Genomic DNA, 20,025 nt, shown 5'->3' with positions numbered 1-20,025 from the left:
GGGGTCACTCGAACTCCAGGATGACGTCATCGACCCTGAGGCTTTGCCCCGCCTCGGCCTTGACCGACTTGACGACGCCCCTGCGCTCGGCCCGCAGGATGTTCTCCATCTTCATCGCCTCGACGGTGGCCAGTGCCTGGCCCTCCTGCACCTCGTCGCCCGGCTGGACATTGATCCGCACGACCAGGCCCGGCATCGGGCACAGCAGGAACCGCGAGGTGTCGGGCGGCAGCTTTTCGGGCATCAGGCGGGCCAGTTCGGCCGTGCGCGGGCGGCGGATGTGAGTCTTCAGATCGGCGCCGCGGGTGCGGATGCGCAGGCCGGCGGGGATCTTGTCCACCTTCAGGACCAGGGGCGCGCCGTCCACGGTCACGCGGGCCAGTGACATTCCCGGCTTCCACTCCGATTCCACCCGCAGGTCGCGCCCGTCCACATGAACGGTCGACCCGTTCCGATCCGCCTTGACGCGGACGGGATACTCGCGGCCGTTCAGCGTCACCACCCACTTCTCGCCCACGCGGCGTTCGTGGTTGCCAAGCCGGCCCGAAATCTGCGTGCGCCGGATTTCGGCGATCCTGTGCATGGCGGCGGCGACGGCAGCGATCCGGCTCAGCTCGTCATCCGCCAGCGTCGTGCCCTGGAACCCCTCGGGGTATTCCTCGGCGATGAAGGCCGTCGAGATATCGCCCGAGACGAACCGCGGGTGGTCCATCACGGCGGCCAGGAACGGCAGGTTATGCCCGATCCCCTCGACCTCGAAGGAATCCAGCGCGACGCGCATCGCCTCGATCGCCTGGGCGCGGTCGGGCCCCCAGGTGCACAGCTTGGCGATCATGGGGTCATAGAACATGCTGATCTCGCCCCCCTCGTAGACGCCGGTGTCGTTGCGCACGCCCGTCGTCGCCTCCGGCGGCTGGTCGCCGGGATGCGCGGGCACCCAGCGATCGGCAGCCAGCAGCGGCCCGGCGGCGGTTTCCACCGGCGGGCGATAGCGGCTGAGCCGGCCGATCGAGGGCAGGAAGTTGCGGTACGGGTCCTCGGCGTAAAGCCGGCTTTCGATGGCCCAGCCGTTGATCGTCAGGTCCTTCTGCGCAAAGGGCAGCGGCTCTCCCGCGGCCACGCGGATCATCTGCTCGACCAGATCGACCCCGGTGATCAGTTCGGTAACGGGATGCTCGACCTGAAGCCTGGTATTCATTTCAAGGAAATAGAAGTTCTTGTTCGCGTCCACGATGAACTCGACCGTGCCGGCCGAGGTGTAGCCCACCGCCTGCGCCAGCGCGACCGCCTGTTCGCCCATCGCCCGGCGTGTGGCCGGATCGAGAAACGGCGAGGGCGCCTCCTCGATGACCTTCTGGTTGCGGCGCTGGATCGAGCATTCGCGCTCATGCAGATAGACGCAGTTCCCGTGCTTGTCGCCCAGCACCTGGATCTCGATGTGGCGCGGCTGCGTCACGAATTTCTCGATGAAGATGCGGTCGTCGCCAAAGCTGCTGGCCGCCTCGTTCTGCGACGATTCAAAACCCTCGCGCGCCTCCTGATCGCTCCAGGCGATCCGCATCCCCTTGCCGCCGCCGCCGGCGCTGGCCTTGATCATCACGGGATAGCCGATCTCGTTCGAGATCCGCACGGCCTCCTCGGCGTCTGCAATCAGGCCCATATAGCCGGGAACGGTCGACACCCCAGCCTCTTGCGCGATCTTCTTCGAGGTGATCTTGTCGCCCATCGCCTCGATGGCGGGGCTTGGCGGACCCACGAACACCACGCCCTCTTTCTCAAGGGCGGCAGCGAAGTTCATGTTCTCGCTGAGGAATCCATATCCGGGGTGGACGGCCTGCGCACCCGTCCGGCGGACCGCGTCCATGATCTTGTCGATCACGATATAGGACTGGCTGGCAGGAGAGGGGCCAATGTGGACCGCTTCGTCGGCCATGCGCACGTGCAGCGCGTTGCGGTCGGCGTCCGAATAGACGGCGACGGTGGCGATCCCCATCTTCTTCGCGGTCTTGATGACACGGCAGGCGATTTCGCCGCGGTTGGCGATCAGGATCTTGTTGAACATGTCTGTCCCTGGTGGCGCTGGATGTGAAAAAGCCGCCCCTGCGCAACGGCAGGGACGGCGATGGCAAGGGGGCCGAGGGCGCGCAGGCGCCCGGCGGTCAGATCACTGGCAGAGGCGGACGTCGTCGCAGAGCGCGCCGCCCACGGCCCCGATGGCCGCGCCCTTGGCGACGGATTTGCCCGACAGGTCGGCCACAACGGCGCCCGTTCCTGCTCCGATAAGCGCACGGTCCAGGTCGGTGGGCTGGATGTTCTGGGTGCAGCCGGCCAGAAGGGCCGCGGCAACACCGGTGACGAGCAGCAGTTTTTTCGACATCTGTTGTCTTTCTTGCTTGTGGACGCGCAGACCGGAAGAGGTCGCGCCGCGACCACGGGGTTCAGGTCATGCCGCGTCCGTGACGGGAACGCGCAGGCCGCAGCAGGCTTATTGCTGGCAGACACCCACGTCGTCGCACAGCGCCCCGCCGGCCGCGCCGATGAGCGCACCGGTGGCGACCTTTTCGTCCAGTGCCTTGGCAACGACCGCCCCGGCAAGGGCCCCGCCAGCAGCGCGCTGGGTGTCGGCCGACAGGCCGGTTTGATAGCCCTGCGCGCAGGCCGACAGGCCGACGGCCAGAAGAGCGACGCCCGAAAGGCGAATGAAAAGAGCGGTCTGCATGAGTCTCTGCCTGTCTTTATGGCCCATTTTCGGGCAAGTTGGTTGTAGCACGCGCCTCTTATGACACGCGCGTCGGCAGCGTCAAACTGACAAGCGGGTGATGCCGATCCGATCGGCGCCGGGCTGCTGATCCGCTGAGGGGGGTGCGGATTCATGCGTCGTCCTCGTCACCGTCGTCCCAGTCGGCCGCGCTGTCCCAGCCGAAGTCGGGCGGGCTGTCCTTGGCGAACAGTTCCGGGAACGAGGCTTCGGCGCGCCGCAGGTCGACCTTGAGCAGCTGGTCATAGCTGGTCGGGTCCAGTTGGCCCACCGCCACCACCTCGCGCCCCAGAAGCCAGGACAGCCGTCCCGCGTCCAGATTGCCGCGCACGAAGGGCTGGTCCCCGAAATGGTCGATCAGCGCCGACAGGAACCCCGCGTCGGCGCGCCGATCAGAGGGAGAGCGGTCGCGATAGCGTTCGCGCGCCACCAGCTTGGTCGCACCCTTGGCGTTTGCGCGCCGGATCGTGAACTGGTGGTCCGTGGACGGCAGGCGTCCTGGAAAGCCGCGATGCTTCAGCATGATGCCGCGCCCTTCTTGAACGGTTCAAAGAATGCGGCGGGCTGGCGCGGGCAGCAAGGCCCGCGCCTGTCGCGGTCAGTTTGCGCCGAACTTGCCCTGATAGACAGGCTCGGGCTGCACGGGCGCGGGCATGGGTTGGGGCGCGGGCTGCTGCTGGGCGCAGGCGGCGACCAGGCCGACCAGCACCAGGACAAAGGCGAGTTTCTTGGACATGACGGACGTCTCCTGTAATGCGGGGCTTGCGTGCCCCGACTGCTCGATGGCGCGGCCGCGTCATGCGGCCGACGCGGGATCGTATCTGCGCCCGCCGGCGACCGACAGCGGCCGGCTGCGTGGCACCCCATCGTCTGTGGCCGCGCTGCATCAGCACGGTGGCGGGGTGCGGGGCAGGGTGCGGCAGGCCGGGTCACATCGCCTCCCACACGCAGGTATCGCGGTCGGCAGGCAGCGAAAATCCCTCGAACAACTGCACGATGTCGGGATCGAAGCTGCCGAATTCGCTGGCAGCGGATGCGACCGAGATCACGATCTGGGTCGGCCGCGGCGAATGGCGCACCGCCTCGGGCAGGGCGTCGTGGGTGCACAGATAGTCGATGTCCCTGTGAACCGGATCCTGCATCAGCGCCTCTGGCGCCGCGGGCAGGGCGATGTCACCCTGGATGGCGGCAAGGTCGCCCGCGGATTCGGCGTCGCCGTCCATGTCGCCCCCGGCGCCGGCCGTATCCGGCGCGGCCAGCTCGGACGGCAGCGGGCCGTCGGATGCGCCGTCGTCGGCACCGGCCAGGGCCCCCAGGTCAAGCCCAGGCGTCGCCGCCAACCCGCCACCGGCCGGGGCGGCAGGCTCCTCCTGCGGCACGCCCTCGATCACCAGCTCGCCCATGGACAGTTCGGCCAGCGCCGCGTCCAGTTCGGCCTGTTCGGCTGGGGTCAGGGGCTGTTCGGCCTGGTCGGGGGGCATGTCGATCATGTCGGCGGGCAAATTGTCCATCAGGTCTTCTTCGGGGATCGGCGGGACCAGTTCGGCCAGCGCCGGCATCACATAGCGATAGCGCTGCACCAGACCCATTCCGGGCACGCGCTCGGTCAGCACCTCCTGTCGCCAGACCTCGGCGCCCGAGGGGACCGGGATGCGGGCAGGGGTGACCGCCGCGGCCGCGCCGGCCGCCAGAAAGGCGCACAGCAGGGCAGCGGCGGGTCCGGTCACAGGGGAATGTTGTCGTGCTTTTTCCAGGGGTTGCTAAGCTTCTTGGAGCGGAGAGAGGCGAATGCCCGGGCCACCCGGCGCCGGGTCGAATGGGGCTGGATCACCTCGTCGATAAAGCCCTTCTCGGCCGCCACGAAGGGGTTGGCGAAGCGGCTTTCGTAGTCGTGGGTTCGTGCCGTGATCTTGTCGGCGTCGCCCAGCTCGCTGCGATACAGGATCTCGACCGCGCCCTTGGCGCCCATCACGGCGATCTCGGCAGTGGGCCAGGCATAGTTGAAATCGCCCCGCAGGTGCTTGGACGCCATGACGTCATAGGCGCCGCCATAGGCCTTGCGGGTGATGACCGTCACCTTGGGCACCGTCGCCTCGCCATAGGCGAACAGCAGCTTCGCGCCATGCTTGATGACGCCGCCATATTCCTGCGCGGTGCCCGGCAGGAATCCCGGCACGTCCACGAAGGTCAGGATCGGGATCTCGAACGCGTCGCAGAACCGCACGAAGCGCGCGGCCTTGCGGCTGGAATCGATGTCCAGAACCCCTGCAAGGCACATCGGCTGGTTCGCCACCACGCCGACCGTCTGCCCTTCGATCCGAATGAAGCCGATGATGATGTTGCCGGCGAAATCCTTCTGGATCTCGTAGAAATCGCCCTCGTCCGCGACCTTCGCGATCAGCTCCTTCATGTCGTAGGGCTGGTTCGGGTTGTCGGGGATCAGCGTGTCGAGACTGGGTTCGATCCGCGCCACGTCGTCGAAGAAAGGCCGCACCGGCGCCTTTTCGCGATTCGACAGCGGCAGGAAATCGAACAGCCGGCGGATCTCGGTCAGCGCCTCGACGTCGTTGTCGAATGCGCCGTCCGCGACCGAGGATTTGCGCGTGTGGGTCGAGGCGCCGCCCAGTTCCTCGGCGGTGACGACCTCGTTGGTGACGGTCTTCACCACGTCCGGCCCGGTCACGAACATGTAGGACGTGTCCTTCACCATGAAGATGAAGTCGGTCATCGCCGGCGAATAGACCGCGCCGCCCGCGCAGGGACCCATGATGACGCTGATCTGCGGGATCACGCCGGATGCCATGATGTTGCGCTGAAACACGTCGGCGTAACCGGCAAGGCTGGCCACGCCTTCCTGGATGCGCGCGCCGCCCGAGTCGTTCAGCCCGATCACCGGCGCGCCGTTCTGCATCGCCATGTCCATGATCTTGCAGATCTTCTGCGCGTGGGTTTCCGACAGCGAGCCGCCGAAGACGGTGAAATCCTGCGAAAACACATAGACCATGCGGCCGTTGATCGTGCCCCAGCCGGTCACGACGCCGTCGCCATAGGGGCGGTCGTCCTCCATCCCGAAGTCGGTCGAGCGATGGCGGACGAACATGTCGAATTCCTCGAACGAGCCTTCGTCCAGAAGAATGTCCAGCCGCTCGCGCGCCGTCAGCTTGCCGCGGGCGTGCTGCGCGTCGATGCGCCGCTGGCCGCCGCCCAGGCGCGCCTGGTGCCGCAGCTCTTCCAGCTGACCCAGAATGTCCTTCATGCCACCCTCCGTCGATTTGGGCGGACACTAGTGCGGCGCGCGCGTCCCGCAAAGCGGAAAGGGGAAAGTTTGCAAAGAGACGGTTAGCATTTGATGAACTCCGCAAACTGGTGTGGCGCCTTCCTGACAGGTCCCGCGGTTTCGCGCGGCGCCCTTCGCGCGAGTCTTGACCTGGCGCGCGACGGGGGCCATGCCGCGTGTATGGGACTTCGCATCGATACCGCCGCGGTTGCGGCAAACTGGCGGGCGCTGGCGGACCTGGCACCGGGCGCGCGGACGGGCGCGGTGGTCAAGGCCGACGCCTATGGCCTGGGCGCGGCCAGGGTCGCGCCCGCGCTTTATGCGGCCGGCGCGCGGGATTTCTTTGTCGCGCAGGCGGCCGAGGGGCGGGCGATCCGCCCCCATCTGCCCGAGGATGCGCGCGTGTTCGTGCTGGCGGGCCATATGCCGCGCGAGGCGCTGGACGGGCTGATTCCGGTTCTGAACAGCGCCGAGCAGTTCTTTCGCGACCGTGCCCTGCGCCCGCGCGGGGCGTTCGCCATCCAGCTTGACAGCGGCATGCATCGCCTGGGGATGGACAACGCCGAATGGGCTGCCGTCGCGTCCGAGGCGCTGGCCGCGCGCACCGACGCGGGCACCGGCCCCACCCTGGTGATGTCGCATCTGGCCTGCGCCGACGAACCCGCGCACCCTGCCAACGCAGTGCAACTGGCCGAGTTCAGACGCCTGACGCAAGGCGTCTCGGCGCCGCGCTCGCTGGCGGCGACCGGCGGCATCCTGCTGGGGCGGGATTTTCACTTCGACCTGACCCGGCCGGGGATCGGGCTTTATGGCGGCGCGCCGTTCACGGACGCGCGGCCGGTGGTCACGCTGTCGCTCGAGGTGATCCAGACGCGCAGCGTCGGTCCGGGCGACTGTGTCGGCTATGGCTGCACCTGGACGCCCGAGCGGCCGTCGCGCATCGCCACGGTTTCGGCGGGTTATGCCGACGGGCTGCTGCGGTCGCTGTCGGGGCAGGGGGCGGTGCTGTGGGCGGGCGACCAACCCTGCCCGATCGTGGGCCGGGTGTCGATGGACCTGATCACGGTCGACGTGACCGACCTTTCGGTCGTCCCGCCCGAGCTGGAAATCCTGAACCCGCGCCAAGGCGTCGATGCGCTTGCCGCCTGCGCGGGCACCATCGGATACGAGATCCTGACCTCACTGGGCCATCGCTATACCCGGCAGTGGTCGTGAACCCAGTCCGGCTTGTCGGCCGCGCCACGCTGGCAGTCGCGCGCCGGGTGGGACAGGTGACGCTGTTTGCCGGCCGCGGCCTTGCCGCGCCGGGGTTCCGCCCGCATCTGCTGGCCGAGCAGCTGATCCGCATCGGATGGTTGTCGCTGCCGGTCGTCGGACTGACGGCGCTGTTCACCGGCGCCGCGCTGGCCTTGCAGATCAACGCCGGGGGCGAGCGGTTCCAGGCCGGGGACGTGGTCCCGGCGATCGTCGCCATCGGCATGGTGCGCGAGTTGGGGCCGGTGCTGGGGGGGCTGATGGTGGCCGCGCGCGTCGCCTCGTCCATCGCGGCCGAGCTGGGGTCGATGCGCGTGACCGAGCAGATCGACGCGCTGGTGACGCTGTCGGTGGACCCGGTCGGGTGGCTGGTCACGCCGCGCCTGTGGGCGGCGGTGCTGTCGGTGCCGATCCTGGTGGGCGTCGGCGACATCATCGGCATCATGGGCGGCTGGCTGGTCGGGATCACCTCGCTGGGGTTCACCTCGCAGGGCTATCTGGCGAACTCGTGGGCCTATCTGGAAAGCTGGGACGTGATCTCGGGCCTGCTCAAGGGCGCGGTGTTCGGCGGCATCGTGGCGCTGGCGGGAAGCTGGTTCGGCATGCGCGCCGCCCGCGGGGCCGAAGGCGTGGGCCGGGCCACGACGAACGCGGTCGTCGCGGCCTCGGTCGGAATCCTTTCGGCCAACTTCCTGATGACGGGGCTGTTCTTTACATGACCCCGTCCCCGGTGATCGAGACGCGGGGCCTGGCCAAGGCCTTCGGCCCCAACCGCGTGCTTGACGGCGTGGACCTGGACCTTGCCCGCGGCGAAAGCCTGGTCGTGATCGGCGGGTCGGGGTCGGGCAAGTCGGTCCTGCTGCGCACCGTCCTGGGCCTGGAGGAGGCCGACGCCGGCACCATCCGGCTGAACGGCGCGCTGGCGACCGCCCCGGTGCGGGCGCGCTTCATGCAGGACTTCGGGATGCTGTTCCAGACGGCGGCGCTGTTTGACAGCCTGCCGGTCTGGCGCAACGTGGCCTTTCGCCTGCTGCGCGCCATGCCCGCCCCTGCGGCCCGCGCGCGCGCCATCGAAAAGCTGGCGCGTGTCGGGCTGGGCCCCGAGGTCGCGGACCGCATGCCGTCCGACCTGTCGGGGGGCATGCGCAAGCGCGTGGGGCTGGCGCGCGCCATCGCGGCCGATCCGGGCGTGCTGTTCTTCGACGAGCCGACCACGGGGCTGGACCCGCAGCGCGCGGCCGGGATCAACGCCCTGATCCGCGGCATCGTCACGGAAACCGGGGCCACGGCCGTCACCATCACGCACGACATGGACAGCGTCCGTGCCATCGCTGACCGCGTCGCGATGCTGGACGCCGGGCGTCTGCGCTGGCAGGGTCCGGTGGCCGACATGGACAGCGCGGGCGACCCTGTCCTGCGCGCCTTTGTCGAGGGACGGCCCGCAGAGTGATGCGCGTCGCCCCGCAGCCGCCTCGCACCATGATGACACCGCGCCGAGACTTGCCCTTGCCACGGCCCGCCGCGCTTGCGACCATGCAACCGTCGGTTTTCCGCGTCCCCTTGAACATGAGGCACCTTTGGGTCTGACCCCCACCTCCCCCGCTGCCATGCCCCATGCCGGCGAAACCCTGCTGGAATTGCCTGACAACAGGCTGCTGATCGACCTGTGCGGCCCGCACGACCGCCATCTGGCCCGCATCGAGCAGGCGCTTGGGGTGCATATCCTGCGCCGCGGCAACCTGCTGGCGCTGGTCGGCCCGGCCGAGGCGCAGGCCGAGGCCGCCGCCCTGCTGCGCAACCTTTATGCGCGGCTGGAACAGGGCAAGCCGGTCGAACTGGCCGAGGTCGAGGCCGGGCTGCGGATGGGCACGGACACGGACGCCCCCAGCCTGACGCCTGCCGAACAGCTTGAGATGTTCGCCGCCGGACCCATCGAGCTGCGGACCCGCAAGAAGACCGTCGAGCCGCGCACCGAGGCGCAGAAGGACTATGTCCGCAACCTGTTCGGGCACGAACTGGCCTTCGGCATCGGCCCGGCGGGCACGGGCAAGACCTATCTGGCCGTCGCGGTCGGCGTCACCATGCTGGCGGGGGGGCACGTGGACAAGATCATCCTGTCGCGCCCCGCGGTCGAGGCGGGCGAGCGGCTGGGGTTCCTGCCCGGCGACATGAAGGAGAAGGTCGATCCCTACATGCAGCCGCTGTACGACGCGCTGAACGACTTTCTGCCCGCCAAGCAGATGCAGAAGCTGATGGAGGAAAAGCGCATCGAGATCGCGCCCCTGGCCTTCATGCGCGGCCGGACGCTGTCGAACGCCTTTGTCGTCCTGGACGAGGCGCAGAACGCAACGACCATGCAGATGAAGATGTTCCTGACGCGCCTGGGCGAAGGCTCGCGCATGGTCGTGACCGGCGACAGGACGCAGGTGGACCTGCCGCGCGGCGTGGCGTCGGGCCTCTCCGAGGCCGAGCGCATCCTCAAGGGCGTGCCGGGGATCTCGTTCAGCTATTTCACCTCGTCGGACGTGGTGCGCCACAAGCTGGTGGCGCGGATCATCCAGGCCTGGGACAGCGACGACGAAACAGCCCAGGCCCGCGCCGCAGCCGCAGGCGACGGCGGCACGCCCCCGCTGCGCGACAGCTGGCGCCGGGGCCGCGATGCATAGGGCGCGGCAGAGGACCGGGGGCACGGCATGACGGACGAGACACGCGGCACGACGTGGCATGACGCCCCGGCGACCGACGGCGCAGGGGACCAGTCCGCGCCCGTCGACCTGGTGATCGAGGACGAGCGCTGGCTGGACGTCGATCTGGGCGCGCTGGCGAACCGCGCCGCCATCGCCGCGACGCAGTATCTGGGCATCGACCAGGTCGAGATCGTCGTGATGGGATGCGACGACGCGCGCATCGCCACGCTGAACGACCATTTCCGCGGCAAGCCGTCGCCCACCAACGTGCTGAGCTGGCCGTCCGCCGATCCCGCCCCGCGCGCGCCGGGCGCCCCGCCTGCGCCCCCGGACGGCCCCGAACTGGGTGACATCGCGATCAGCTTCGACACCTGCGCACGAGAGGCGGCCGACCAGGACAAGCCGATCGCCGACCACGTCACCCACCTGCTGGTCCATGCGATCCTGCATCTGGCCGGCTATGACCACGAGATCGACGCGGACGCGGAAACCATGGAGGACGCCGAGCGTTCCATCCTGGCACGTCTTGGCATCCCCGATCCCTATGAGACTGCACAGGCATGAGCGATCCCCGAAGTAGCGACCCGGTTTCCCCGCCCGACCCCCCGGGCTGGGGCGAGGAGACCGAGGATCGCGACCAGCCCCGGCCCCGTGGCTTTCTGGGCCGCGTGCTGAACCGGCTGGGCGGCGCGGCGGACAACGGCGACGATGCGCCCCCTTCGCTGATGGAGGCCGCGACATCGGCCCACGCGCCCAACCTGCTGAACCTGCGCCGAAAATCTGTTGATGACGTGGCCGTCACCCGCGCCGACATCGTATCGGTTCCGGTCAACGTGGGGCTGCCCGAGCTGGTCGAGGTGTTCCGCGAACACGGCTATTCGCGCCTGCCCGTCCATCGCGGCGAGCTGGACCATCCGCTGGGGCTGGTGCACCTCAAGGACCTCGCGCTCAAGCACGGGTTCGGGGCGCGCCCGCCCACGCCGCGCTTTGCCCTGCGGCCGTTGCTGCGGCCGCTGCTGTATGTGCCGGGCACCATGCCGATCGGCGCGCTGCTGCAGCAGATGCAGCAGAAACGCATCCACATGGCGCTGGTGATCGACGAATACGGCGGCGTGGACGGGCTGATCACCATCGAGGACCTGATCGAGCAGGTCATCGGGCAGATCGACGACGAGCACGACGACGGCGACGAACCGCTGTGGACGCAGGAGCGTCCCGGCCATTGGCTCGTGCTGGCCCGCGCCCCCATCGGCGCGGTCGAGGCAGAGATCGGGGTCCGGCTGGTCAGCGGCGAATACGAGGAAGAGATCGACACGCTGGGCGGGCTGATCTTCATGCTGGCGGGGCGCGTGCCGGCGCGGGGCGAGACGATTGTCCACGAAAGCGGCGTGGCGTTCGAGGTCGTGGACGCCAACGCGCGCCGGATCATCCGGGTTCGCGTCCAGCGCCCCGACAGCCTGCAGCACCCCGCGCCGGCCTGAGCGGAGGCTGCGCCGCCTGCCTGAGCAGATGGCGCCGGACCTGCTCTCGACCGAGGGCGATACGGTGGCGTTTCGGCAGGGCCGAGGTCGAAAGCCGGGCACCTTGCCTGTCCTGCTCGACGATCAACGGCCGCCCGCTGCCCTGGCCGGCCGGCGCCTGCGGCGTGGGCGTCAGTCCAGCCCGCGCCGGTCGAAGCCGCGCCGTTCCACGCCGGCCGTCGCGGCGTGCCAGGGGGTCGCGCGGGCGCGCGCCTGGTGGGCGCGATAGGCGTCCGGGTCGGCAAAGCGTTCCGCCAGCGCAAAGACCAGCGGCTCGTCGGTCTGCCACAGGTCGAACTGCAAGCAACCCGGCTCGGCCCGGCTTGCGGCGATATGGTCCCCCGCGTGGTCCAGCACCGCCAGCATCTGCGCCACGTCGGCGCAGACCAGTTGCCCCGTCAGCGACACCTGCGCGCCGGTCCGTGCGGCGTGGGGATCGGCGACCACGGCGCCATGGTGGCCGCAGCCGCAGCCGGGCGCGTGGCCCGCGGGATGCTGGCTCATTCCCACTCGATCGTCCCCGGCGGCTTTGAGGTGATGTCATAGGTCACGCGGTTGATGCCGCGGACCTCGTTGATGATGCGGGTGGCCGTTTCGCCCAGAAACTCGTGGGTGAAGGGGTAATAATCCGCCGTCATGCCGTCCACCGAGGTCACGGCGCGCAGCGCGCAGGCAAAGTCATAGGTCCTCCCGTCGCCCATGACCCCGACGGTGCGGACCGGCAGGATCGCGACGAACGCCTGCCAGATGTCGTCGTAAAGCGCGTGGCGGCGGATCTGGTCGATGAAGACGGCATCGGCCTTGCGCAGGATCTCCAGCTTTTCGCGGGTGATCTCTCCGGGGCAGCGGATCGCAAGGCCCGGGCCGGGGAAAGGGTGGCGGCCGATGAACGTCGCGGGCAGGCCCAGCTCGCGGCCCAGCGCGCGCACCTCGTCCTTGAACAGTTCGCGCAGCGGCTCGACCAGCTTCAGGCCCATCTTCTCGGGCAGGCCGCCGACATTGTGGTGCGACTTGATCGTGACGGACGGCCCGCCGGTGAAGCTGACCGATTCGATGACGTCGGGATACAGTGTCCCCTGGGCCAGGAACTCGGCTCCGCCCACCGCGGCCGCGTGCTTCTGGAACACGTCGATGAACAGCCGGCCGATGGTCTTGCGCTTGACCTCGGGGTCGCTGACGCCGTCCAGCTCGCCCAGGAACAGGTCGGATTCGTCGGCATGGATCAGCGGGATGTTGTAGTTGTCGCGGAACATCGCCACGACCTCCTCGGCCTCTCCCTGCCGCAGCAGGCCGTGATCGACGAAGACGCAGGTCAGCTGCTCGCCGATCGCCTCGTGGATCAGCACGGCCGCGACCGAGGAATCGACGCCGCCCGACAGGCCGCAGATCACCTTTGCGTCGCCGACCTGCTCGCGGATGCGGCGGATCGCCTCGTCCCGGTATCCCGCCATCGTCCAGTCGCCGGTGAACCCCGCCATGCGGACGAAGTTCTCCAGCATGATGCGCCCGTTAGGGGTGTGATGGACCTCGGGGTGGAACTGCACGGCGTAAAGGCCGCGCGCCTCGTCCGCGATCATGGCCAGCGGCGCGTTGGGCGAGGTGCCGATCACCTCGAACCCCGGCGCAAGCTGCGTGACGCGGTCGCCATGGCTCATCCAGACCTCTTCGCGGCCGGCGACGAACAGCCCGGCGAAGATGCCGTCGCCGGTGTGGCCCGGCGCGGGATGGATGAAGGCCCGGCCGTATTCGGCGTGATGGCCGCTTTCGACGCGGCCGCCCAGCTGCTCCATCATCACCTGCTGGCCATAGCAGATGCCGAACACCGGCACGCCCAGGTCGAACACCGCCTGCGGCGCGCGCGGGCTGCCGGGACGGGTCACGCTGTCGGGGCCGCCCGACAGGATGATCGCCTGCGGGCCAAGCGCGCGGACGCCCGCGTCGGTCAGGGTCTGATAGGGGTGGATTTCGCAATAGACGTTCAGCTCGCGCAGGCGGCGCGCGATCAGCTGGGTCACTTGGCTGCCGAAATCGACGATGAGCAGAAGCTGGTGCTGGGTCATGGCCAGCGGCTTACGATGCAACCCCGCGCCGGGCAAGCGCCCGCGCGCAGGACCGGGACGCTCAGGCAGGCCACAGGCCCGACAGGGCCGCGGCAGGGTCGGCGGCCGACCAGATCTCGGGGCCGACGGCGATGAAGTCGGCGATGGTCCACAGGCTGCGGATCAGCGCGGCGTCCAGCGCGCCTTCGGCGACGACCGGAACCTCGACCACGTCGGACCACCACTGGAACAGGTCCAGATCGACCGGCGTGCCGCGGCCCAGGGCGGTGGACCCGCAGGGACCGAACGCCACATAGTCGGCGCCGGCCTCGCCCGCGCTCATCCCCTCGTGGCGCGAGGTGCCGCAGAAGGCGCCGACGATGGCGTCGGCCCCCAGTTCCTTGCGGGCATAGCGGACGCTGCGCGCGCCGTCGGTCAGATGCACCCCGTCCAGTCCGTGGGCGCGCGCCAGCGGAATATGGTTCTCGATCACCACGGCGACGTCGCGGGCGTGCGCGATGTCGCGGGCCAGGTCGGCCAGCCGCGCCAGCTCGCCCTCGTCGCCGGCGCCCGGCAGCCGCAGGCAGGCAACGGGATGCGTGTCCAGCACCGCCGCCAGCCGCGCGGCCATCTCGGACGCGGGGATCAGCGTCGGGGCGATCAGGTAAAGCTGCGGCGCGTCCATGGCGGTCCTTTCCGGGAATGTCAGGCAGATAGCGCAGCGGCGGGTTCCTTGAAAGGGGGGCGCTGCCCCTTGCCCGCGTGCCGTGCGATCCCGGAATGCCGGCCCTTGGGTATGCGGCCCCGGCGTATTCGGCCACGCCGACGTCGCTGGCGCTTGTCCCCGGACGCGGCCGCGGGGTAGATCGCGCCATGTCCCACAGCGTGCCGCCTGTCGTCATCCTCGTGCGCCCCCAGATGGGCGAGAACATCGGCGCGGCCGCGCGCGCGATGCTGAACTTCGGCCTGACCGAGATGCGGCTGGTCGCCCCCCGCGACGGCTGGCCGAACCCGCGCGCGGTGGCGATGGCCTCGGGGGCGGCCGGGCAGGTTCTGGACAGGGCACGGGTGTTCGCCACGCTGGCCGACGCGATGGAGGACGTCCACGTCGCCTATGCCACCACCGCCCGCGGGCGCGAACTGACCAAGCCCGTCCACACCCCCGCCACCGCCATGGCCGAGGCGCGGGGCCTGACCGCCGGGGATCGGCGCCTCGCGCTGATCTTCGGCCCCGAGCGCGCGGGGCTTGAGAATGACGAGATCGCCCGCGCCAGCGCCATCGTGACCGTGCCGGTGAACCCCGAGTTTCCGTCCCTGAACCTGGCGCAGGCGGTGTTGCTGATGGGCTATGAGTGGGGCCGCGAGGCCTTGCCCGCGCAGCCCGCGCCCGCCGGCCGCCGCCCCCCCGGCGAGGTCCCCGCCACCCGGCTGGAGATCGAGCGCCTGGCCGACCACTGGGAGGAGAGGCTGAACGCCGCGCGGTTCTTCTTTCCCCCCGACAAGGCGGCGACCATGCGGCTGACGCTGCGCAACCTGTGGTCGCGCCTGCCGCTGACCCGCGCCGACGTGCAGATCTTTCACGGCATGATCCGCCAGCTGACATGGACGCCCCCCCGCGATTGACCTTTCGGGGCGTCGCGGCCAATGTCCGCCCGCAATCGCAAGGAGCCGACCATGGCCAAGCGCCCGATCTTCCAGGAGGTGGCCGCCCCCGCGGCCCAGCCTCTCGCGCCCACCGGCAGCCTGATCGACACAGCACCCCGGGGCGCCCGCGGCTGGGTCCGGGCGTGGCTGGTGGTGCTGTTCGTCATGGTGGTGGCGATGATCGCGCTGGGGGGGGCCACGCGCCTGACCGGGTCGGGGCTGTCGATCACCGAATGGAAGCCCGTCACCGGCACGCTGCCGCCCAGCGGGCAGGCGGCGTGGGAAACCGAATTTGCCAAATACCAGCAGATCCCCCAGTTCCGCGAGGAAAACCCGACGATGGACCTGGCCGGGTTCAAGCGGATCTACTGGTGGGAATGGGCGCATCGGCTGCTGGGCCGCGCGGTCGGGCTGGTCTGGGCGCTGGGGTTCGTCTTTCTGTGGGCCAGCGGCCGCATGCCCGCGGGCTGGACGCCGCGGTTGCTGACGCTGGGCGCGCTGGGCGGGTTGCAGGGGGTCGTGGGCTGGTGGATGGTCAGCTCGGGGCTGGCGCCGGGGATGACCTCGGTCGCCTCGTACCGGCTGGCGGTGCACCTGGGGCTGGCGTTTTCCATCCTGGGGCTGATTGCGTGGTACGTGCTGCATCTGTCGCGGCCCGAGGCGGCCCTGCTGCGGGCGCGCCGGGCCGGCGAGGGCAAGCTGTTCTCGATGGCGACGGGGCTGATGCATCTGGCGTTCGTCCAGATCCTGATCGGCGCGCTGGTCGCGGGCATCGACGCCGGCCGGCAGTACACCGGCTGGCCGAAGATGGGCGGCGAATGGATTCCGGCCGCGATCTGGGACCCGGCCCTGGGCTGGCGCAACCTCTTCGAGAACGCGGCGACGGTGCAGTTCACTCACCGCATCGCGGGCTATCTGCTGGCGATCTTTGCCGTGGTGGTCTGGGCGCGGGCCCGCCGGTCGCCGCATCCCGTGACGCGCGGGGTCTTCACGGTCATGCTGGCGGCGGTCGCGTTCCAGATCGTGCTGGGCATCGCCACCGTCATGCGCGGCGCGCCGCTGCCCGAGGCGCTGGCCCACCAGCTGGGCGCCGTCGCGCTGTTCGTGCTGATCCTGCGGGCGCGCCATCACGCACGCTATCCCTATGAAACCAGCGTCCGGGGGACGATCCGATGAACCAGCCGACCGCCATGAACGACCTGTTGGCCTTTCAGCGCCAGACCGAGGCGCTGTCGTCGATCGCCGAGCGGCTGGGCTGGGACCAGGAAACCGTCATGCCCCGCGGCGCGACCGAGCAGCGGTCCGAGGAGACGGCCGCCATCGCTGCCGTCCTGCACGACCGCCGCACCGACCCGCGCATCGGCGAGTGGCTGGACGCCGCGCGCCCCGAAAGCCCGCGCGAGTCCCGCATCGTCGAACTGATCGCCCGCGATCACGCGCGCGCCTGCGCCATTCCGGCGCCGCTGGCCACGGAACTGGCCCGCCAGACCAGCCTGGCGCAGGGGATCTGGGCCGAGGCGCGCGCCAACGACACGCCCGAGGCCTTCCTGCCGGCGCTCGATTCGATCCTGGTCCTGACGCAGGACGCCGCCCACGCGCTGGTCGCGGCGGGCTTTGGCGGCGGCGATCCGTATGACGCGCTGCTGGACGACTATGAACCCGGCGCGACGCAGGCCGACCTGGCGGCGCTGTTCGACAGCATGCGCCCCCGGCTGGTGGCCCTGCGCGAGGATGTGCTGGGCGCCGACGATCCGCCTGCCGCGCTGGAGGGCCGGTTCCCGCAGAAAAGCCAACTTCGTCTGGCGCGGGCCTGCGCCACGGCCTTCGGCTATGACTGGACCCGCGGGCGGCTGGACCTGGCGGTGCATCCGTTTTCGTCGGGGCGCTGGCAGGACAGCCGGATCACCACCCGCGTGGTCGAGACCGAGCCTTTCAACTGCATCTATTCCACCATCCACGAGGTCGGCCATTCCAGCTATGAGCTGGCGATCGACAGCGACCACGCCTTCACGCCGCTGGGCCGCGGGGTGTCCATGGGCGTCCACGAAAGCCAGAGCCGGATCTATGAAAACCAGATCGGCCGCGGCCGGGCCTTTACCGGGTGGCTGCACAGACGGATGACCGACATGATGGGTCCGCTGTCGGTGTCCGACGCGGACCAGTTCTATCGCACCGTCAACCGGGTCACGCCCGGCCACATCCGCACCGAGGCCGACGAGGTGCAGTACAACCTGCACATCATGATGCGGTTCGACCTGGAACGCGACCTGATCGCGGGACGGCTGTCCACCGATGATCTGGTCGAGGCCTGGAACGCCCGCTTCCTCAAGGATTTCGGCATCGCGGTGGACCGTCCGGCCAACGGCGTGCTGCAGGATGTTCACTGGTCCGTCGGGCTGTTCGGGTATTTCCCCACCTATGCGCTGGGGAACGTCTATGCCGGCTGCCTGAACGCCGCGATGCGCGATGCGGTGCCCGACCTGGACGCAAGCCTTGCCGTCGGCGATGCCGGCCCGGCCGTCGAGTGGCTGCGCGAGACCCTGCAACGCCACGGCGGCCTTTACGAGCCGCGCGCCCTGATCGAGCAGGCGACAGGCGCGCCGGTGACGGCCGGGCCGCTGCTTGACTATCTCGAGGACAAGTTCACCGGCATCTACGGCCTTTAGGCCGCAAGGGCACCTGCGTCAGTCGAGGACCACGCGCAGGATGCGCTCGGCCTCGGCCCCGCAGGGGGTCAGGGCGCTGCGGTTCTCGCCGGGGAAAAAGCGCGCGCGGGTGGCCGTCGGCATCGGCGCGGGTGTCTCGACGACGACGCGGGGCCCCAGGCGCGCCGTCTCGGCAGCCCAGCTTTTCGCCATCGCGGTCTGCGCGGCCTTGGTGGCCCCGTAGGCGCCGAAAAACGGCTGGCCCGCGCGCGGATCGTCCAGAAACAGCGCCGTGCCCCCGCGCGCGCGCAACAGCGGCTCGACCAGCGCGATCAGGCCATGGGTCGCGGCGACGTTGACCGCGATGGACTTGGCCATGTCCTTGGGATCGACGTGCGGCATGGGCGACAGGGGTGCGGCGTGGATGGTCGCATGAACCCACAGATCGACGCCGCCCCAGCGTCCCTGGATGCCCTGCACCAGCTGGATCATCGCATCCGGCAGGGCCACGTCCATGGGCGCCAGCGTGGCCGATCCGCCGGCCGCGCGGATGCGGTCGTCCAGCTCCTCGAGCGCGCCGACGGTGCGGGCAACGGCCACGACATGCCAGCCGCGCGCGCCCAGATTTTCCGCCATCGCCGCGCCAAGTCCGCGCGACGCCCCTGTAATCAATGCGATCCTGTCGTTCATGGCGTGCGATTGCCACCGCCGCGCGCGGCCCGCAAGCCGGAAATGCACGGGTCCCTTGCGGCGCGCCGCCGCGGCCACAGGGCGGGCAGGGCAGGGCGCGGATCACCCCGGGCGGGGCGCTGCCGCGGTTCGGTGCGCCCGACCCGCCGAAAACAGAAAAAGGGGGCCGCCTGGGCCCCCTTTTGTCCTTTTGTCCCGTCCGCTCAGCGGCTGGCGACGGGCGGATAGTCGCGGCGATCGGCGCCGACGTACAGCTGGCGCGGGCGGCCGATCTTGTTGTCCGGGTCGCCCAGCATCTCCTTCCACTGGCTGATCCAGCCCACCGTGCGCGACAGCGCAAAGATCGGCGTGAACATGGCCGTCGGAAAGCCCATCGCCGACAGGATGATGCCGGAATAGAAATCGACGTTCGGATACAGCTTCTTGCTGACGAAATAATCGTCTTCCAGTGCGATCCGTTCCAGTTCCTTGGCAACCTGCAGGGTCGGGTTGTTCTCTACGCCCAGGATCTCCAGCACCTCGTCCGCCGACTGCTTCATGATCTTGGCGCGCGGGTCGAAGTTCTTGTAGACACGGTGGCCGAAGCCCATCAGGCGGAAGGGGTCGTCCTTGTCCTTGGCGCGCCGGATATAATCCGGGATGCGGTCAACGCTGCCGATTTCCTGCAGCATTTCCAGCGCAGCCTGGTTGGCGCCGCCATGCGCGGGCCCCCACAGGCAGGCGATGCCCGCCGCGATGCAGGCGAACGGGTTCGCCCCCGACGATCCCGCCAGACGCACGGTCGAGGTCGAGGCGTTCTGCTCGTGATCGGCATGCAGCGTGAAGATGCGGTCCATGGCGCGGGCCAGCGCCGGGTTCACCTCATAGGGTTCGGCCGGGACCGAGAAGCACATGTGCAGGAAGTTCGACGCGTAATCCAGGTCGTTGCGCGGATACACGAAAGGCTGGCCGATCGAGTATTTGTAGGCCATGGCCGCCAGCGTCGGCAGCTTGGCGATCAGCCGGATCGACGCGATGTCGCGCTGCTTGGGATCGTTGATGTCGGTGGAATCGTGGTAGAACGCCGACATCGCACCCACGACGCCGACCATCGTCGCCATGGGGTGGCTGTCGCGGCGGAACCCGCGATAAAAGTAATGCATCTGCTCGTGCACCATCGTGTGGCGCGTGATCAGCGTCTCGAAATCCTCCATCTGCCGGGCATTCGGCAGCTCGCCGTTCAGCAGCAGATAGCAGACCTCGAGATAGTGGCTTTTCTCGGCAAGCTGATCGATCGGATAGCCGCGGTACCACAGCTCGCCCGCGTCACCGTCGATATAGGTGATCGCGCTTTCGCAGGCCGCGGTCGAGGTGAAGCCGGGGTCGAAGGTGAACACCCCGCCCTGAGCATAAAGCTTGCGGATATCAATGCAGTCCGGCCCCACCGTGGGGGAAAGGACGGGCAGTTCGATGTCCGTGTCCTTGACGGTGACCTTGGCTGTCGTGGCCATCACTTCCCTCTTCGCCTGTGG

General features: G+C 69.2%; 21 protein-coding genes. 9 read left to right on the top strand and 12 right to left on the bottom strand.

The features are described from left to right. Positions 1 to 4: 4 nt before the first annotated feature. The 7 genes from DPQ23_RS13315 to DPQ23_RS13290 form a co-directional block, all read right to left on the bottom strand. A complete protein-coding gene (locus DPQ23_RS13315) occupies positions 5 to 2,062 on the bottom strand; it encodes an acetyl-CoA carboxylase biotin carboxylase subunit (protein ID WP_112875279.1) in 2,058 nt (685 codons plus the stop codon). 102 nt (positions 2,063 to 2,164) lie between these two features. Further along, positions 2,165 to 2,377 (bottom strand): YMGG-like glycine zipper-containing protein, encoded by a 213-nt coding sequence (locus DPQ23_RS13310; protein ID WP_112875278.1) that lies wholly within the window; start codon positions 2,375 to 2,377, stop codon positions 2,165 to 2,167. A gap of 108 nt (positions 2,378 to 2,485) precedes the next feature. Continuing rightward, the gene (locus DPQ23_RS13305) at positions 2,486 to 2,719 is read right to left on the bottom strand and encodes a hypothetical protein (RefSeq protein ID WP_112875277.1); all 234 of its coding nucleotides are present in this window, start codon (positions 2,717 to 2,719) and stop codon (positions 2,486 to 2,488) included. A gap of 151 nt (positions 2,720 to 2,870) precedes the next feature. Further along, the gene (locus DPQ23_RS13300; RefSeq protein ID WP_112875276.1) at positions 2,871 to 3,281 is read right to left on the bottom strand and encodes a hypothetical protein; all 411 of its coding nucleotides are present in this window, start codon (positions 3,279 to 3,281) and stop codon (positions 2,871 to 2,873) included. A 75-nt stretch (positions 3,282 to 3,356) separates the two neighbouring features. Continuing rightward, positions 3,357 to 3,494 (bottom strand): hypothetical protein, encoded by a 138-nt coding sequence (locus DPQ23_RS15645; RefSeq protein ID WP_170310799.1) that lies wholly within the window; start codon positions 3,492 to 3,494, stop codon positions 3,357 to 3,359. Between the two features lie 193 nt (positions 3,495 to 3,687). Then, entirely contained in the window at positions 3,688 to 4,485 is a 798-nt protein-coding gene (locus DPQ23_RS13295; RefSeq protein WP_112875275.1) for a DUF6497 family protein, read from the bottom strand. Continuing rightward, the gene (locus DPQ23_RS13290) at positions 4,482 to 6,014 is read right to left on the bottom strand and encodes an acyl-CoA carboxylase subunit beta (RefSeq protein ID WP_112875274.1); all 1,533 of its coding nucleotides are present in this window, start codon (positions 6,012 to 6,014) and stop codon (positions 4,482 to 4,484) included. Before DPQ23_RS13290 ends, DPQ23_RS13295 begins: the two co-directional genes overlap by 4 nt. A 201-nt stretch (positions 6,015 to 6,215) precedes the next feature. Between DPQ23_RS13290 and alr the strand changes: the two genes are divergently transcribed. The 6 genes from alr (at position 6,216) to DPQ23_RS13260 (ending at position 11,457) form a co-directional block, all read left to right on the top strand. Beyond that, the gene (gene alr, locus DPQ23_RS13285) at positions 6,216 to 7,250 is read left to right on the top strand and encodes an alanine racemase (protein WP_112875273.1); all 1,035 of its coding nucleotides are present in this window, start codon (positions 6,216 to 6,218) and stop codon (positions 7,248 to 7,250) included. Further along, positions 7,247 to 8,008, top strand: a complete 762-nt coding sequence (locus tag DPQ23_RS13280) for an MlaE family ABC transporter permease (RefSeq protein ID WP_112875311.1) — start codon at positions 7,247 to 7,249, stop codon at positions 8,006 to 8,008. Before alr ends, DPQ23_RS13280 begins: the two co-directional genes overlap by 4 nt. Before the next feature lie 11 nt (positions 8,009 to 8,019). Next, positions 8,020 to 8,739, top strand: coding sequence for an ABC transporter ATP-binding protein (locus DPQ23_RS13275; protein ID WP_112875272.1), 720 nt, complete (start codon positions 8,020 to 8,022; stop codon positions 8,737 to 8,739). A gap of 127 nt (positions 8,740 to 8,866) precedes the next feature. Further along, positions 8,867 to 9,955: a PhoH family protein gene (locus tag DPQ23_RS13270; RefSeq protein WP_420818590.1), complete on the top strand. Its 1,089-nt coding sequence runs from the start codon at positions 8,867 to 8,869 to the stop codon at positions 9,953 to 9,955. Between the two features lie 27 nt (positions 9,956 to 9,982). Next, entirely contained in the window at positions 9,983 to 10,540 is a 558-nt protein-coding gene (gene ybeY, locus DPQ23_RS13265) for an rRNA maturation RNase YbeY (RefSeq protein ID WP_112875271.1), read from the top strand. Continuing rightward, complete coding sequence (locus DPQ23_RS13260) at positions 10,537 to 11,457, top strand: CBS domain-containing protein (RefSeq protein WP_112875270.1); 921 nt, start codon at positions 10,537 to 10,539, stop codon at positions 11,455 to 11,457. The genes ybeY and DPQ23_RS13260 overlap by 4 nt, the downstream gene beginning before the upstream one ends. Positions 11,458 to 11,628: 171 nt before the next feature. On the opposite strand, the gene DPQ23_RS13255 is transcribed toward DPQ23_RS13260, so the two are convergent. The 3 genes from DPQ23_RS13255 to DPQ23_RS13245 all read right to left on the bottom strand — a co-directional run bounded on the left by DPQ23_RS13255 (position 11,629) and on the right by DPQ23_RS13245 (position 14,220). Next, positions 11,629 to 12,000 (bottom strand): putative quinol monooxygenase, encoded by a 372-nt coding sequence (locus tag DPQ23_RS13255; RefSeq protein ID WP_112875269.1) that lies wholly within the window; start codon positions 11,998 to 12,000, stop codon positions 11,629 to 11,631. Beyond that, positions 11,997 to 13,556 (bottom strand): glutamine-hydrolyzing GMP synthase, encoded by a 1,560-nt coding sequence (gene guaA / locus DPQ23_RS13250; RefSeq protein WP_112875268.1) that lies wholly within the window; start codon positions 13,554 to 13,556, stop codon positions 11,997 to 11,999. Before guaA ends, DPQ23_RS13255 begins: the two co-directional genes overlap by 4 nt. Before the next feature lie 61 nt (positions 13,557 to 13,617). Next, the gene (locus DPQ23_RS13245; protein WP_112875267.1) at positions 13,618 to 14,220 is read right to left on the bottom strand and encodes a thiamine phosphate synthase; all 603 of its coding nucleotides are present in this window, start codon (positions 14,218 to 14,220) and stop codon (positions 13,618 to 13,620) included. Positions 14,221 to 14,408: 188 nt separating this feature from the next. Between DPQ23_RS13245 and DPQ23_RS13240 the strand changes: the two genes are divergently transcribed. Genes DPQ23_RS13240 through DPQ23_RS13230 form a run of 3 tightly spaced genes read left to right on the top strand, consistent with a single transcriptional unit; the run spans position 14,409 to position 17,845 of the window. Continuing rightward, complete coding sequence (locus tag DPQ23_RS13240) at positions 14,409 to 15,158, top strand: RNA methyltransferase (protein WP_112875309.1); 750 nt, start codon at positions 14,409 to 14,411, stop codon at positions 15,156 to 15,158. Positions 15,159 to 15,209: 51 nt separating this feature from the next. Beyond that, positions 15,210 to 16,355, top strand: coding sequence for a heme A synthase (gene ctaA / locus DPQ23_RS13235; RefSeq protein ID WP_112875266.1), 1,146 nt, complete (start codon positions 15,210 to 15,212; stop codon positions 16,353 to 16,355). Beyond that, positions 16,352 to 17,845 carry a carboxypeptidase M32 gene (locus DPQ23_RS13230; protein ID WP_112875265.1) on the top strand — a complete coding sequence of 498 codons (1,494 nt, stop codon included), beginning with the start codon at positions 16,352 to 16,354 and terminating at the stop codon, positions 17,843 to 17,845. Before ctaA ends, DPQ23_RS13230 begins: the two co-directional genes overlap by 4 nt. 18 nt (positions 17,846 to 17,863) lie before the next feature. Here the strand turns inward: DPQ23_RS13230 and DPQ23_RS13225 are convergent, their stop codons facing one another. Beyond that, positions 17,864 to 18,460, bottom strand: coding sequence for an SDR family NAD(P)-dependent oxidoreductase (locus tag DPQ23_RS13225; RefSeq protein ID WP_420818589.1), 597 nt, complete (start codon positions 18,458 to 18,460; stop codon positions 17,864 to 17,866). Between the two features lie 257 nt (positions 18,461 to 18,717). Then, on the bottom strand, positions 18,718 to 20,004 hold the full coding sequence (gene gltA, locus DPQ23_RS13220; protein WP_112875264.1) for a citrate synthase: 1,287 nt from the start codon (positions 20,002 to 20,004) through the stop codon (positions 18,718 to 18,720). Positions 20,005 to 20,025 lie beyond the last annotated feature (21 nt).

It is taken from the genome of Paracoccus endophyticus, assembly GCF_003286075.1.
In the GTDB taxonomy this organism is placed as follows: Bacteria; Pseudomonadota; Alphaproteobacteria; order Rhodobacterales; family Rhodobacteraceae; genus Paracoccus; species Paracoccus endophyticus.
The sequence above is the reverse complement of the archived record's forward strand: the minus strand, read 5'-3'. Positions and strand labels throughout refer to the sequence as shown.